The 14,772-nt window shown below is 33.3% G+C and carries 16 protein-coding genes; 5 read left to right on the top strand and 11 right to left on the bottom strand.

All coding sequences use genetic code 11. The features are described from left to right. Positions 1 to 26: 26 nt before the first annotated feature. The 8 genes from argB to QLQ95_RS18600 all read right to left on the bottom strand — a co-directional run bounded on the left by argB (position 27) and on the right by QLQ95_RS18600 (position 8,166). Positions 27 to 800, bottom strand: coding sequence for an acetylglutamate kinase (argB, locus tag QLQ95_RS18635; protein WP_482501058.1), 774 nt, complete (start codon positions 798 to 800; stop codon positions 27 to 29). Between the two features lie 103 nt (positions 801 to 903). Continuing rightward, complete coding sequence (locus QLQ95_RS18630; RefSeq protein WP_095927663.1) at positions 904 to 1,851, bottom strand: N-acetylornithine carbamoyltransferase; 948 nt, start codon at positions 1,849 to 1,851, stop codon at positions 904 to 906. An 84-nt stretch (positions 1,852 to 1,935) separates the two neighbouring features. Then, entirely contained in the window at positions 1,936 to 2,697 is a 762-nt protein-coding gene (proB, locus tag QLQ95_RS18625) for a glutamate 5-kinase (RefSeq protein ID WP_320492661.1), read from the bottom strand. A 97-nt stretch (positions 2,698 to 2,794) separates the two neighbouring features. Further along, complete coding sequence (locus QLQ95_RS18620) at positions 2,795 to 3,988, bottom strand: glutamate-5-semialdehyde dehydrogenase (protein ID WP_482501055.1); 1,194 nt, start codon at positions 3,986 to 3,988, stop codon at positions 2,795 to 2,797. Between the two features lie 85 nt (positions 3,989 to 4,073). Then, positions 4,074 to 5,213: an aspartate aminotransferase family protein gene (locus QLQ95_RS18615; RefSeq protein ID WP_320492659.1), complete on the bottom strand. Its 1,140-nt coding sequence runs from the start codon at positions 5,211 to 5,213 to the stop codon at positions 4,074 to 4,076. A gap of 86 nt (positions 5,214 to 5,299) precedes the next feature. Beyond that, positions 5,300 to 6,277, bottom strand: coding sequence for an N-acetyl-gamma-glutamyl-phosphate reductase (gene argC, locus QLQ95_RS18610; RefSeq protein WP_095927667.1), 978 nt, complete (start codon positions 6,275 to 6,277; stop codon positions 5,300 to 5,302). Further along, positions 6,270 to 7,463 (bottom strand): argininosuccinate synthase, encoded by a 1,194-nt coding sequence (locus tag QLQ95_RS18605; protein ID WP_095927668.1) that lies wholly within the window; start codon positions 7,461 to 7,463, stop codon positions 6,270 to 6,272. The genes argC and QLQ95_RS18605 overlap by 8 nt, the downstream gene beginning before the upstream one ends. A 55-nt stretch (positions 7,464 to 7,518) precedes the next feature. After that, positions 7,519 to 8,166 (bottom strand): GNAT family N-acetyltransferase, encoded by a 648-nt coding sequence (locus QLQ95_RS18600; RefSeq protein WP_095927669.1) that lies wholly within the window; start codon positions 8,164 to 8,166, stop codon positions 7,519 to 7,521. A 201-nt stretch (positions 8,167 to 8,367) separates the two neighbouring features. Here QLQ95_RS18600 and QLQ95_RS18595 point away from each other — a divergent pair, with 201 nt between their 5' ends. Next, positions 8,368 to 8,535: a hypothetical protein gene (locus QLQ95_RS18595; protein ID WP_162615021.1), complete on the top strand. Its 168-nt coding sequence runs from the start codon at positions 8,368 to 8,370 to the stop codon at positions 8,533 to 8,535. Between the two features lie 102 nt (positions 8,536 to 8,637). On the opposite strand, the gene QLQ95_RS18590 is transcribed toward QLQ95_RS18595, so the two are convergent. Then, entirely contained in the window at positions 8,638 to 10,908 is a 2,271-nt protein-coding gene (locus tag QLQ95_RS18590; RefSeq protein WP_095927670.1) for a M1 family metallopeptidase, read from the bottom strand. A gap of 185 nt (positions 10,909 to 11,093) precedes the next feature. Between QLQ95_RS18590 and QLQ95_RS18585 the strand changes: the two genes are divergently transcribed. From QLQ95_RS18585 to QLQ95_RS18575, 3 genes are all read left to right on the top strand, one after another. Next, entirely contained in the window at positions 11,094 to 11,945 is an 852-nt protein-coding gene (locus QLQ95_RS18585; RefSeq protein ID WP_482501052.1) for an aldose 1-epimerase family protein, read from the top strand. An 8-nt stretch (positions 11,946 to 11,953) separates the two neighbouring features. Next, positions 11,954 to 12,502: a GNAT family N-acetyltransferase gene (locus QLQ95_RS18580; protein ID WP_482501051.1), complete on the top strand. Its 549-nt coding sequence runs from the start codon at positions 11,954 to 11,956 to the stop codon at positions 12,500 to 12,502. Between the two features lie 110 nt (positions 12,503 to 12,612). Then, a complete protein-coding gene (locus tag QLQ95_RS18575) occupies positions 12,613 to 13,167 on the top strand; it encodes a DUF3575 domain-containing protein (protein WP_482501049.1) in 555 nt (184 codons plus the stop codon). 2 nt (positions 13,168 to 13,169) lie between these two features. On the opposite strand, the gene QLQ95_RS18570 is transcribed toward QLQ95_RS18575, so the two are convergent. Together QLQ95_RS18570 and QLQ95_RS18565 are read right to left on the bottom strand one after the other, a co-directional pair. After that, a complete protein-coding gene (locus QLQ95_RS18570; protein ID WP_482501047.1) occupies positions 13,170 to 13,394 on the bottom strand; it encodes a VF530 family protein in 225 nt (74 codons plus the stop codon). A gap of 110 nt (positions 13,395 to 13,504) precedes the next feature. After that, positions 13,505 to 14,143 (bottom strand): hypothetical protein, encoded by a 639-nt coding sequence (locus tag QLQ95_RS18565; RefSeq protein ID WP_482501045.1) that lies wholly within the window; start codon positions 14,141 to 14,143, stop codon positions 13,505 to 13,507. 141 nt (positions 14,144 to 14,284) lie between these two features. Between QLQ95_RS18565 and smpB the strand changes: the two genes are divergently transcribed. Then, positions 14,285 to 14,740: an SsrA-binding protein SmpB gene (gene smpB / locus QLQ95_RS18560; RefSeq protein ID WP_095927676.1), complete on the top strand. Its 456-nt coding sequence runs from the start codon at positions 14,285 to 14,287 to the stop codon at positions 14,738 to 14,740. Positions 14,741 to 14,772 lie beyond the last annotated feature (32 nt).

Genomic DNA, 14,772 nt, shown 5'->3' with positions numbered 1-14,772 from the left:
ATAGAGTCAATTCGTGGCAACATTTTTTATAATGTAATCGTTGTATGCGGAATATCTGAATTTTGAAGCATTTTATGGTGTCCAATTTTGATTTTCTGTACACCTCTTGATAAACTATTGAAGCAATTGTCCAATTTTGGAATCATTCCGGAATGGATTACTTTTTCTTCTTTTAACTTATTGTATAATGTTTTGTTGATCTCAGTTATCACAGATGAATCGTCTTCTGAATCTTGCAAAACACCTTGTTTTTCAAAACAATAGGTCAGCGTCACATCAAAAACTTCAGATAATGCAATTGATAATTCGCTTGCAATAGTATCGGCATTTGTGTTTAGTAATTGTCCGTTTTTATCGTGTGTGATGGCACAGAAAACAGGAACAACTCCAGCTTCTAATAAAGTTGCCAGTAATTTGGTGTTGACTTGTTTTACATCGCCTACAAATCCGTAATCAATTGTTGGATGATTTCTTTTTACCGATTGAATTAAATTCCCATCAGCTCCCGAAAAACCAATTGCGTTATTATCTTTTGCCTGCAATTGCGCTACAATATGTTTATTAATTTGTCCGGCATAAATCATTACAACAACGTCCAACATTGGAGCATCTGTAATTCGACGTCCGTCAATCATCTGCGGAACTAAACCAATACTCTGTGCCATTTTTGTAGCCGATTTTCCACCGCCGTGAACTAAAACTTTATAGCCTTCAATTTTAGAGAAATCGCTTAAGAATTGTTCTAATTCTGCTGGATTATCGATGATGTTTCCACCTATTTTTATTACTGATACGTTCATTATTTTTAAGGTTCAGAGAGACAAAGTGACAAAGTTTCAAAGTTTTTTTTAGCAAGGTTGCAGCCTCTGTCACTTTGTAACTTTGTTTCTTAGTCACTTAAATTTACATTTTCTTCAAAATCTTCTGTAAAACTAATTGTGCTGAATACGTTCTGTTATTCGCTTGTTCGATTACGATTGAATTTTCTCCGTCTAAAACTTCGTCGCTTACAATTACATTACGACGAACAGGAAGACAGTGCATGAATTTTCCGTTGTTGGTTAAAGCCATTTTTTCGGCTGTCACAGTCCAGTTTGGATCGCTATTGGTTACTTTTCCGTAATCGTTAAAATTACTCCAGTTTTTTACGTAAACAAAATCAGCATTTTCAAAAGCCTTATCTTGGTTGTATTCGATTGTGCAGTCTTTTGTAATTTCTGGGCTTAATTCGTAACCTTCTGGATGTGTGATTACAAAATCCATATCTTTTTGCATCTGCATCATTTCTACGAATGAATTGGCAACTGCCTGAGGCAACGCTTTTGGATGTGGCGCCCATGAAAGCACTACTTTTGGTTTGTGTTTGGTTTTGAACTCTTCCATTGTAATCGCATCTGCCAAAGACTGTAACGGGTGACGCACAGCACTTTCCATGTTTACAATTGGAACAGTTGCATACTTCAAAAATCCTGAAATTACAGTTTCCTGATAATCTTTTTCTTTATCTGCTAAACCTGCAAAAGCACGAATTGCGATAATATCACAATATTGAGAAACTACTTCTGCAGCTTCTTTAATATGTTCTGAAGCACCAGAATTCATAACGGCTCCGTCTTCAAATTCTAAAGTCCATCCTTCGTTAGTAAAATTCATTACCATAACGTTCATTCCTAAATTTAAAGCCGCTTTTTGTGTGCTTAAACGCGTTCTTAAACTTGGATTGAAGAATAACATTCCAAGAGTTTTATTTTTTCCTAAACTTTGATTTTTAAGCGGATTCTTTTTGATTTTAATCGCTTGTTTTACCCATTTTGATAATGAGTTGATGTCTTTTATTGAGATATAGTTCATTTGTTTTTTTAATTTAGATAATGTGATAATTAGAAAATTTGATAATTGTGCTTTATCTAATTAACTAATTTTCTAATTAATTCATTAGATTATTTTAGTAAACGGAATTTCGTCTTTTAATGCCTTTAAAATAAAATTATCGTTTAATCCATTTACAATCCAAGTTTCTATGTTAGCTGCTTTTGAAATTGCTGCTGCTTCTATTTTAGATTGCATTCCTCCTGTTCCGTGTGATGATTTCGATTCTCCGATTTCCTTTTCTAACGATTTCAAATCATTTACCAATTTGATTGTTTCTGGATTTTCATCGTGAATAGAATCTTTCGTATAAATTCCATTTGTATTAGTGGCAATTATCAGAATATCAACATTTAAAAGAACGGCTGTCAAAGCTGCTAATTTATCATTATCTCCAAATCGAATCTCATCTGTTGCAACGGTATCATTTTCATTGATAATCGGAATGTAATTGTTTTTAACTAATACATTAATGGTATTTACAATATTCTTTTTGGTCTGTTCTTTTTCGAAATCAGAATAAGAAAGTAAACACTGTGAGGTATTTAATCCTAAATCTTTGAAATTTTCATTGTAAATCCGCATTAAATGAGGCTGTCCTATGGAGGCTAAAGCTTGTTTTACAAAAACATCTTTATCTTGATTATCCAGCTTCACAAACTGCTTTGCCGCCGCAATTGCTCCAGAACTCACTATGATAAATTCATACTCGTCATTTAAAGCCGCAATCTGTATTCCGAGGTCTTCAATCTTTCCCCGCGAAATATGATTGGTTTCTTTGGTTAAAGTATTACTTCCTATTTTTAATAAAATCCGTTTTTTTGTCATTTTATTTAAAGATACTAAGGTTCTAAGATGCTGAGATTCTAAGTTTTTTTTAGAATTATCTAATTATCTAATTGCCTCAATTTTCATATTATCTCAATTACCTAATTTGTCCTTCTCCATACACGTACCATTTGTTTGTTACGAGATGTTGAAGACCAATTGGACCTCTTTGGTGAAGTTTATCGGTACTTATTGCTAATTCGCCACCAAGTCCGAATTGTCCTCCGTCTGTAAAACGGGTTGAAGCATTTTGATATACTGCTGCAACATCTATTGCTTCCATAAATTGTTGTGCCGTTTCGTCGTCTCTTGTTATAATTGCTGCAGAATGTCCTCCACAGTATTTATTAATCATATCGATTGCATGATTCTGAGAATCGATGGTTCCAATTACAATTTTATAATCTAAAAACTCTTCGTACCAAATATCTTCGTTTTGAAGTGTTTTCGTGTTTTCGAAATTCTCTAATGATTTATCTACAATAACTTCTACTTTTGCTTCTATTAAAGCCTCAATCAGCATTGCTGTGAAGCCTTCAAAATTAGGAAGTTTCGAATCTATTAAAACTTTATCTAAAGCATTACAAGCCGAAATTTTAGCTGTTTTAGCATTTAAAATTACTTTTAAAGCCAAATCTGTATCTGCTTTTTCATTAACGTAAACAAAATTATTTCCGCGTCCGCTTACGATTACGGGACAAGTTGCATGCGCTTTTACAAACTCAATTAGTTTTTCTCCTCCTCTTGGAACAATTAAATCAACTTTTTGAGTTGGTTTTTCTAAAAACGCCTGAGTTTCTGTTCTGTTGTAATTCAAATATTCTACCCAGTCTTTCGAAACTCCGTTTTCTTCTAAAGCTTTGTGCCAAAGACTTACAATTTTCAAATTTGATTTTAAAGACTCTTTTCCTCCTTTTAATAAAATTTTATTTCCGGATTTAAACGCAATTCCGCCCGCTTCTATTGTAACATCTGGACGAGATTCGTAAATGATTAAAATCGTTCCGAAAGCAGCGGTTTTATTTATGACTTTTATTCCATTATCATGAGTAAAATGAAAACGCTCAACGCCAACGGGATCTTCTTGAGAAGCCAATTGGTTTAATGATAAAATCATTTCGTCAACTTTTTTATCATCTACTTTTAGGCGTTCTTCCATCGCTAAATCTGAACCGTCATAATCGGCAAGATCTTCCTGATTGGTCAAGATTATCTCATTCCGCTCCTGCTCGACCAGCTTTGCCATAGACCGCAAAACCGCATTGCGTGTTTCAATTGATAATGGTTTCATTTTTTTGGTTTAATTGGTTAATCGTTAATTCGTTTAATCGATTAACCAGTTAAACGATTAAACGAGTTAACAGTTATAGGCAAACTTATTTTTTAAGTTCTTCTAAACTTTCTTTTAAAGCTTTTACAAACGTATCAATATCAGCTTTTTTCACAGTTAATGGCGGTAAAATTCTTAATAGATTTTTATTGTTGGCACTTCCTGTAAAAATGTGTTTTTCGATGATTAATTTCTTTCTTAAAGCAGCTACATCAAAATCAAACTCAACTCCAAGCATTAATCCTTTTCCTTTTACTTGTTTGATGCCTTCAACTTCTTTGATTTTCTCTAAGAAATATTCATAAACTTCGTTTACATTTTTCTGTAAATCTAGTTTTTCGATTACATCTAAAACCGCAATTCCCGCTGCACAAGACAAATGGCTTCCGCCGAAAGTCGTCCCTAATAATCCGAAACTTGCTTCGAATTTTGGAGAAATTAAAATCGCTCCAACTGGAAATCCGTTCCCCATTCCTTTTGCTACTGAAATAATATCAGCGTTAATTCCGTGGTGTTGAAAAGCGAAGAATTTCCCGCTTCTTCCGTATCCTGACTGCACTTCATCTAAAATTAAAACAACATCGTGTTTTTTACAAGCTTTTTCTAAAGCCTGAAAAAACTCAGTCGTTCCTTGGTCTAAACCTCCAACTCCTTGAATTCCTTCAATAATCACTGCTGTAACATCTCCTTTAGCCAATTCAGCTTCAACTAATTCGATTTGATTAAGAGGTAAAAAAGTAACAACTTGCTGGGCATTTATTGGCGCAACAATTTTCTTATTATCAGTAACCGCAACTGCTGCAGAAGTTCTTCCGTGGAAAGAATTATCAAAAGCCACAACTCTCGATTTTCCGTTGTGGAAAGAAGCTAGTTTTAAAGCATTTTCATTGGCTTCAGCACCAGAACTGCATAAAAACAATTCGTAATCTTCAAGACCAGAAAGTTTTCCTAATTTCTGAGCCAATTCCACCTGTAAAGGGTTCTGAATCGCATTCGAATAAAATCCTAAATGATCTAATTGATTCTTCAATTTTTCTACATAATCAGGCTGTGTGTGTCCGATAGAAATCACACCATGTCCGCTGTATAAATCTAAATATTCTACTCCTTTGTCGTCAATAATTGTACAATCTACTGCTTTTACTGGAGTTATGTCGTATAATGGGTAAACGTTGAATAAGTTCATTTTTGTTTTGTTTATTTTGTTTCAGGTTTCATGTTTCAAGTTGTCTACAGAACGTGCAACTTGAAACATGAAACTTGAAACTATTATTAAAATCCGCTTGGTTTCAAATGTAAACCTGTGGTTTCTTCTAATCCGAACATTAAATTCATGTTTTGAATTGCTTGTCCTGAAGCACCTTTGGTTAAGTTATCGATAATTGATGTTATGAGAACCCGGTTTCCTTTTTTCAATAAACTGATGATACATTTATTCGTTTGCACCACTTGTTTCATGTTGATGTTTGTTGTGGTAACGGTTACGAAAGGCTCATTTTTATAGAATTCTTCGTATTTAGCCACCAATTGTTCCAAACTATCGTCGCATAATGTATATAAAGTTGCAAAAATTCCTCTTGGAAAATCTCCTCTGTTCGGAATAAAAAGCAATTCGCTGTCAAAATCATCTTGCAACTGAACCAAACTTTCTGAAATCTCACCTAAATGCTGGTGTTCAAAAGCTTTATAATGTGACATATTATTGTTTCTCCAACTGAAATGAGAAGTTTCTGAAAGACTTACTCCTGCTCCAGTACTTCCGGTTGTGGCATTAATATGAACATCATTATTCAATAAATTATGTTCTGCTAAAGGTAATAAAGCCAATTGAATAGCAGTTGCGAAACAACCTGGATTTGCGATATAATTTGCTTTTTTGATTTCGGCTTTATTGATTTCAGGCAATCCGTAAACAAAATCTTTTCCTTCAAAATGAGCGTCTTTATTTAATCTGAAATCATTTCCTAAATCGATGATTTTGGTATGGCTTGCAAACTGATTTTCTTTCAAAAATGAAATCGATTTTCCGTGACCTAAACACAAGAAAACAACGTTCACATTTGGATTGATTTCATTCGTGAAATTCATTTCGATATCGCCCATCAAATCTTGGTGCGCCACAGAAAGCGGCTTTCCAGCGTTTGTTGTGCTGTAAACAAAATCGATGTTTACTTTGGGGTGATACATTAAAATTCTGATGAGTTCTCCGGCCGTGTAGCCCGAACCACCAATAATTCCGACATTAATCATGATCTAATTTGTTTACAGATGAGAAAATATTTTGTGCATTTCCTAAAATCTTAATAAATCCTTTTGCATCGTCAGATGTCCAAGCATTGTTCATTTCGCCATATTGACCGAAACCTGTGTTCATTAAATCATTTTCAGATTCAATTCCATCAAGTGAGAAATGATATGGTTTTAAAGAAACTGTTACCGTTCCGTTTACTGTTTTTTGCGTGTCTTGCAAGAACGTTTCAATGTTTCTCATCACTGGATCTAAGAACTGACCTTCGTGGAATAACATTCCGTACCAGTTTCCTAATTGTTCTTTCCAGTATTGCTGCCATTTTCCAAGAGTATGTTTCTCTAATAAATGGTGCGCTTTGATGATAATTAACGGAGCTGCAGCTTCAAAACCAACTCTTCCTTTAATTCCAATAATCGTATCTCCAACGTGAATATCTCTACCAATTGCGTAAGCACTTGCCAGTTTTTCTAGAGCTACAATATTATTTGATGGTTTGTCCGTTTTTCCGTTTAAACCAACTAATTCTCCTTGCTCAAAATGAAGCGTTACTTTCTCTTCTCCTTCTTTTTGCAATTGAGAAGGATACGCTTCACTTGGCAACGGTTGTCCTGAAGTTAAAGTTTCTTTTCCTCCAACACTTGTTCCCCAAAGTCCTTTATTGATAGAATATTGTGCTTTTTCCCAAGAATAGTGAACTCCGTTTTGAGCTAGATAATCCACTTCTTCTTGTCTTGACAATTTTAAATCTCTAATCGGCGTAATGATTTCGATTTCTGGAGCAATAGTCTGGAAAATCAAATCAAAACGAATTTGGTCGTTTCCTGCACCAGTACTTCCGTGAGCGATTGCAGTTGCTCCTACTTTTTTCGCATATTTTATAGCTTCAATTGCCTGAAAAACACGCTCAGCACTAACTGATAACGGATAAGTATTGTTTTTTAATACGTTTCCAAAAATCAAGTATTTTATAGCTTTATCGTAATATTTATCTAAAATTGTTAAGTTGGCATGTTGTGCACTTCCTAATTCGTAAGCTCTTTTTTCTATTGCTGATAATTCTTCTGCGCTAAATCCTCCTGTATCAACAAGAACGGTATGAACCTCATAACCTTTTTCGTTCTTTAAATATTTCAAACAATACGAGGTATCTAATCCTCCGCTATAAGCTAATACTACTTTTTTCATTTTTTATAATTTAGGCTAATACTTTCGTATATAGCAGTTTGAGATTTCTTTTTAATTAAATTTTAAATAAAAAAACAAATGACAATATTTTGTTTAAAAATAAAGCTTGTTTGATTTTTTTAAGTCTGCTTAAAACAGCCTCATTAAAAGGATGTCTTGGCGGTGTTTTTTGTTTTTCTTTTGGATCGTACAACATTCCAGTGCAAAGACACATTTTGTTTTCTTTGCTCTGTAAAATTGGGAAGTTAGTACAGGTTTTACAGCCCGCCCAGAAACTTGGATCGGTTGTCAATTCTGAGAAAGGAACTGGTTTATAGCCTAATTCAGAGTTAATTTTCATAACAGCTAAACCTGTAGTAATTCCAAATATCTTAGCATCTGGAAATCTTTTCAAAGAATAATCAAAAACTTTGGATTTTATTTTTTTTGCCAAACCATGACTTCTATAATCTGGATGTACAATTAATCCTGAATGAGCGACAAATTTTCCGTGCTGCCAGCTTTCTATATAGCAAAAACCTGCAAATTTTCCGTCTGCCAAAGCAATCATCGCATCACCATTTGCCATTTTTTTCTGAATGTACTCAGGAGTCCTTTTAGCAATCCCCGTACCTCTTAATAAGGCAGACGATTCTATCGTATCGCAGATTTCCTGCGCATACTTAAAGTGTTCTTCTTGAGTTACAACAATAGAGATCTTCATTTCAATTATTGAAGTTAGAGTTAAAAATTAAAGCATATTGATTCGCTTGAAATCCAGAATTGAATCCAATAAAATTAAGCATAAAAGAAGTAACTTCCTCAAAACCAAAACATTGATTAAGAAAATTTACAAAATAATAAATACTTTTAGGATGCGTTTGTCCAATGGACAAATTATGTGATTTCAAAATGAAAAATGGATATGAATAAATATACGGCTATAAAACTCAGTGAACACTATAGAGATAGTGTCCGTACTTCGGGAGAAGTAATCGGTGAGTTTGTCCGTGACAAAGAAGTTATATGTAAACTTATTTTATTCATCGGTGCAAAAGTACATTATTTTTTTATTTACAAAACAAAAAATTAAAATTCTAACATTTTTTTTAGTTTTTGTTAATATATGCAAAAATAAAAACCCGATAATTATTTCTAATTATCGGGTTTTAAATAGGTTATATCTCTATAATTTTTACTTCTTAGTAAACTGCATTATTTGTCCATTATCTAAAATTGTCATGTCAAACGCATTTTTAGCTTCATTAAATTTAAATTTTAATCCCGCTCTTTTCGATTCAAATGTGTCTTTTTCGCCTGCTACAGGTTCTAATGTAAACTTAGGATAATTTGGAAGTTCGGCAACTAAAGCACTATTTTTTTCTGTCAGTTCAATAGTTAAAGGAGATTTTGCTGTAGCATATTTACCTAAATATCCATCTAAAATAATATCTTTTTCCAATTTACCTTTTGCTGCTGTCCAAACATTATTTGAGTCGTTATTATCTGGAAAAACATGATCAGGATCTAACGTAATACTTTCAATTTCTTCTGTAGAATTGTGTTTGAAAGACCAGCTTTTATTACGCTGCCATACTTCTACCGGAAGATTAACTCTAGTCACTTTTCCGCCTTTTGTTTTCACATCTAAAACAATTGGCATTGGCATTTTATCAAAATTTTCAACTGTAATTATGGCACCTTTAGCAGGATCGTTTTTCACATATTTTACAGAATTAACACCTTGATCAAAACGCCAATTATTTACGTACCAGCTTCTCCAGAACCAGCTTAAGTCTTCACCAGCCACATTTTCCATAGATCTAAAGAAATCATCTGGTTGTGGATGTTTATATGCCCAACGCTGAATATAGGTTCTAAAAGCAGTATCAAAACGCTCTTTTCCTAAAATCTGTTCTCTTAAAATCACTAAACCTGCGCTTGGTTTAAAGTAGCATAACATACCAATATTAGCTTCCTTCATGTTATCAGGAGAACTCATAATCGTTTCTAAGTCGGGTCTAGTAAACGGTTCTGCTTGTTCGTGCAAATCTGTTGGCTGTTCTTTGTACTCTCCATTATTAAATGCAGCAGTGCTTAACGAGTTAATAAAAGTGTTAAATCCTTCATCCATCCAAGCAAACAATCTTTCATTAGAACCAACAATCATTGGAAACCAAATATGTCCAAATTCGTGATCTGTAACTCCCCATAAATCTGCTCCTTTAGATTTCCATCCGCAGAAAACAATTCCAGGATATTCCATTCCTCCTTCATTACCTGCAACGTTTGTAGCTGCTGGATAAGGATATTCGAACCATTGTTTAGAATAATGTTCGATTGAAGCTTTCACATATTCTGTAGAACGTCCATAAGCACCTTGCCCATCACTTTCAACTGGATAAGCAGACAATGCTAATGATTTTTTACCGCTTGGAAGGTTAATTTTAGCGCCGTCTAAGATAAAAGCCGGAGAAGATGCCCAAGAAAAATCACGTGCATTTTTGATTTTATAATGCCATGTTTTTTCAGTTCCTGAATTGCTATTTGCTGTTGCGTTAACTTCATCAGCAGTACGGATCATAACTGTTTTATCACTGTTTGAAGCGTCTTTATATCTTTTTAATTGCTCAGCAGAAAATACTTCCTGACCGTTTAGCAATTCTCCTGAAGCTACAACGTAGTGATTTCCTGGAACTGTAAGTTTCACATCAAAATCTCCATATTCTAAGTAAAACTCAGACGCACCTAAATAAGGAGCTGTATTCCATCCTCTAACATCATCATACACACACATACGTGGGTACCATTGTGCAATTGTGAAGATTTTTCCGTTTTTAGTTTCCAAAACTCCCATTCTATCAGACCCCTCGAAAGGCGCGATGAAAGAAAATTCGATTTTAACTTTTACAGAGCCTCCTTTTGCAGCTAATTCTTGTGGAAGGAAAATCTGCATTCTTGTGTCTGTAACTATATATTTAGCAACTGTTTCTGTTTTAGTTTTTCCACCAGTAATTACTTTTACAGATTTAATTTTATTTCCACCATCAAAAACTTGTCCTTGGGCTCCGTTACGGCTTCCTGTCAAAGGCACGATAGCGTTTCCTCTAGAATCTTCTTTAAATAAGTTCTGATCTAAATTCAGCCAAAGAAATGATAATTTATTAGGGCTATTATTAGTATAAGTAATTTCATCTGTCCCTACAATCTCATTTGTAGTTCCGTTTAATTTTGCCGTAATCTGATAATCGGCTCTATTCTGCCAATACTCAACTCCTGGCTCACCACTTGCAGTACGAGTTGATGTAGCATTTTTGGTGTAAAAATGAGGTCCAAAGGCATCATGATAATTGTAATTGTTTACCGGATTTGCTGCTGTCGCTGACGGGGTTTGTTGCGCCCATACTGAAGAAATCCCAAAAAATAAAGCCGCGGTTAAAATGGCTTTTGCAGATTGCTTTTTCATATTTTTTAGCTGTTTATGTAGCAAATTAATGAAAAAAAAAGCTATTTACAGAGAAACTTTAAAACATAAATTCAATTTTAGCAAAATTTTATCAATAAAATAATTTAAGCCTTTTTCTTAAAAAACTAAATTTTATAAAATATATTTACATCTCTATAAAAAATATTCATTTTATATTTAACATTGTGACTACAACTATTTCAAATTCAATATTAAAAGCTTCCATTAAACATGCTGGAGCTGAATTATTATCATTAAAAGACAATCAAGAAAACGAATATATCTGGGAAGGCAATCCAGATTTTTGGGGCAAACATTCTCCCGTACTTTTTCCAATTGTAGGAACTTTAAAAAATAACACTTACACAATCAACGAAAAAGAATACCATCTGCCACGCCATGGTTTTGCTCGTGACATGGACTTTGAATTGATTGAAAAAACGGAAAACAAAGCTGTTTTCTCTCTTCAATCTTCTGAAGAAACATTACAGAAATATCCTTTTGAATTTGAATTGCAGCTTATTTATACGCTTAATGAAAACGCATTGGAGCTTGAATACAAAGTCATTAATAAAGGAAAAGAAAAAATGCCTTTTTCTATTGGAGCGCACCCAGCAATTGCTCTTCCTGATCATTTTGAAAATTATGTCCTTCAATTTGAAAAAGAAGAAAGTTTAAAATACTACCTTCTTGAAAACGATTTGATTTCGTCTAAAACTAAAATTCTAGAAACAAAAAACAATTTAGTTCCTTTAAATTACGAGCTTTTTAAGAACGATGCTTTAATCTTTAAAACATTAGAATCAAAATCTTTAATCATTTTAAACAATTCAAAACCTTATATAAAAGTTGATTATAAAGATTTTCCAAGTTTAGGAATCTGGACAAAAGAAAACGCTCCTTTTATCTGTATTGAACCGTGGCTTGGATATTCTGATACTGATGAAAACACAGGAGATTTATACCAAAAAGAAGGAATTTTGACATTGGAAGCAAACAAAGATTGCAGTGCAAAATTTACTATAACAACATTATAATAAAGAAAATGTTAGATTTTAACTTTACTCCATTTCCTGTAATAGAAACAGAACGCATAATTCTAGACAGACTTAATCACAAAGACGTACAGGAAGTATTTGAACTACGTTCTAATCCTGAAATCATGAAATTTATTCCAAGACCTTTGGCAAAAAATCATGAAGATGCTTTGGAGCACATCAAAATAATCAATGATAAAATTGACGATAACAGTGGAATAAATTGGAGTATCAGACTAAAAGGCAATCCTAAGTTGCTTGGAATTATTGGTTTTTACAGATTGCAACCTGAAAATTACCGAGCAGAAATAGGCTATATGCTTTCATCTGATTATCATGGAAAAGGAATTATTCCAGAGGCTGTAAACCGACTAATTAAATTTGGTTTTGAAGATTTAAAACTTCATTCTATAGAAGCTGTAATTGATCCAGAAAATTATGCTTCAGAAAAAGTATTACAAAAATGTGGATTTGTTAAAGAAGCGCATTTAAAAGAATCAGAATTTTGGGAAGGAAAATTTCTTGATAAGGTAATCTATTCATTATTAGAAAAGTAGATTTTTATTCTTGTTAAAATAATCTTATAGCCAATTGTTCTCTAGCATTATACGTTATATTTGCGCTCGAAATCAGCAAAAAAAAGCTGTTTTGAATCCAAAACATTTTTATGAAAAAAATACCCGCCCTACTTGTTCTTTTATTTTGTATACAATTACAAAGTCAGACATTTGTAAAATTTAACGGAGCAACTGCTTTATTAGCGATCCCAAATATTGGTATAGAAACCAGTATAGGAGAGAAAACAACTTTTAGTGCCGATATAATGGCTTCTTTCTGGGAATCGTTTAACGGACATAATCCGATGAAATTTATTACTGTTACTCCAGAAATTCGCTACCATTTTAAAGAAAAATACAATGGTTTTTATGTAGGAGGACATATTGGAGCTGATAAATACGAATTGCAAAAATGGAATTATTGGGACAGTAACCGTTATGAAGATGGTTTTGGATATAGACTTGGTGCTACTGTGGGTTACAACCTAAAATTAAGCGATAAGTTTTTACTTGACTTTTTTGTAGGTGGTGGATGGCATCAGGGGTTTTACCATGGATATTATAATGACGGAACTCCAGGAAGGTATGAAAAAGCTCCGAACTATAACAAAAGTGGTGAATGGCTTCCGTACCGTGGAGGAGTTATGATTTCATACAAATTATAAAATCAGCTTAACTTAGGAAGCGTTTTTACATAAAGCTCTTCTACTTTTTTACGAGCCCAATCTGTTTTTCTCAAGAATGTAAGACTCGATTTTACACTCGGATTTGAAGTAAAGCATTTTACTGGAATTAATTCTCCTAAAGTATCAAAACCATAATAATTGACTAAAGTTTCGACAATTTTTTGAAGCGTGATTCCGTGAAGAGGATCTTTAGATTGATTTTGCATTTTGTTCTTTTTAGATAATAAATCAAAAAGACCGTACTAGGAAAAGTACGGTCTTTTCTTTTTGCAAAATTACTAAAATAGAATTTTACGATAATCAAATAAAGAATAAATTAGAATACGAATTTAAATCCTACAGAAACAGGAGAAGTCAAATTTGGATTACTTCCTGCTAAAGCTGTATTGTAAAAAGGATCTACATTTGCAACATGCGCTAAACCAAAATTGGTAACTGTAGTTTTGTCTCCAGTTTTAGGATCAAGTGTTGTTGATGTAAAGTTTGCCAAATCATAGGAAAACTCCACAGAGAAATTCTTAGTCACGAAATAATCAAATCCGCCTGATAGAGACAACCCAACTTGATTTACTTTTAACTCACTTTCTTTTTCTTTACCAGTAATAATAGGCACTGCTAATTGTCCGAAGAAATAAAGTGAACCAGCAACATTCCAATATTTTCTAACTAAAGGCTGCGCTACAAATAGATTTGTTTTTGCTGCAGTTCCAGCATCAGAATCTGCTTTAATGTTGATAAAACCAATTCCTGCACCTACAGCAACAGATGGCGTTACAAATGTTCCAACAATTGGCAGCACAGATAATGTAGTATTTTTTTCATCTGCCGTTTTAGTTTGTTGATAACCGAATTGAGAGGTTGCAAACCATGCACCTTTTAGTCCTTGAGTTGAATCCTGAGCTTTAGCGGTTAAACCCATAATTACAACGCCGACTAGCGTTACAATTTTTTTCATTATTAAATTTGTTTTAGAAATTATGAGACAAACTTAAAAGGAAGCGTTTTTGCTCTAGATGATTAAAATCATAGATTAAAAAAAAACTTTAATTATCTTAGCCCTCATGAAATTTTTCAATTTTGTCTTACATTTGCAGCTATGATAAAATCAGTCAATATATTAAACAAAAGAGCCCGATTCGATTACGAAATAATCGATACGTACACTGCTGGAATTGTTTTGGCAGGAACAGAAATTAAATCTATACGTTTAGGGAAAGCAAACATTACAGAAAGTTTTTGTGAATTCAGTGGTATGGAACTTTTTGCCATTAATACTTATATTGAAGAATATTCTTTTGGAAATCAATTCAATCATAAATCTAGAAGTGAGCGAAAATTACTTTTAAACAAAAAGGAGTTAAAAACGCTACATAAAAGTGTTCAGGCAAAAGGACTTACTATTATCCCTTTGAAATTGTTTACAAATGAAAAAGGTTTAGCCAAATTACAGATCGGTCTTTGCAAAGGAAAAAAGAACTATGACAAACGTGAATCTCTAAAAGAGCAAGACACTAAACGAGATTTAGACCGTATTAAAAAAGCTTACAACTAGTAAGCTTTTTTATTTTCACACAAAACACTTAT

Source organism: Flavobacterium sp. B330r (genome assembly GCF_056824325.1).
Note: the sequence above shows the minus strand (reverse complement) of the source record. Positions and strands in the feature narration are given on the sequence as shown.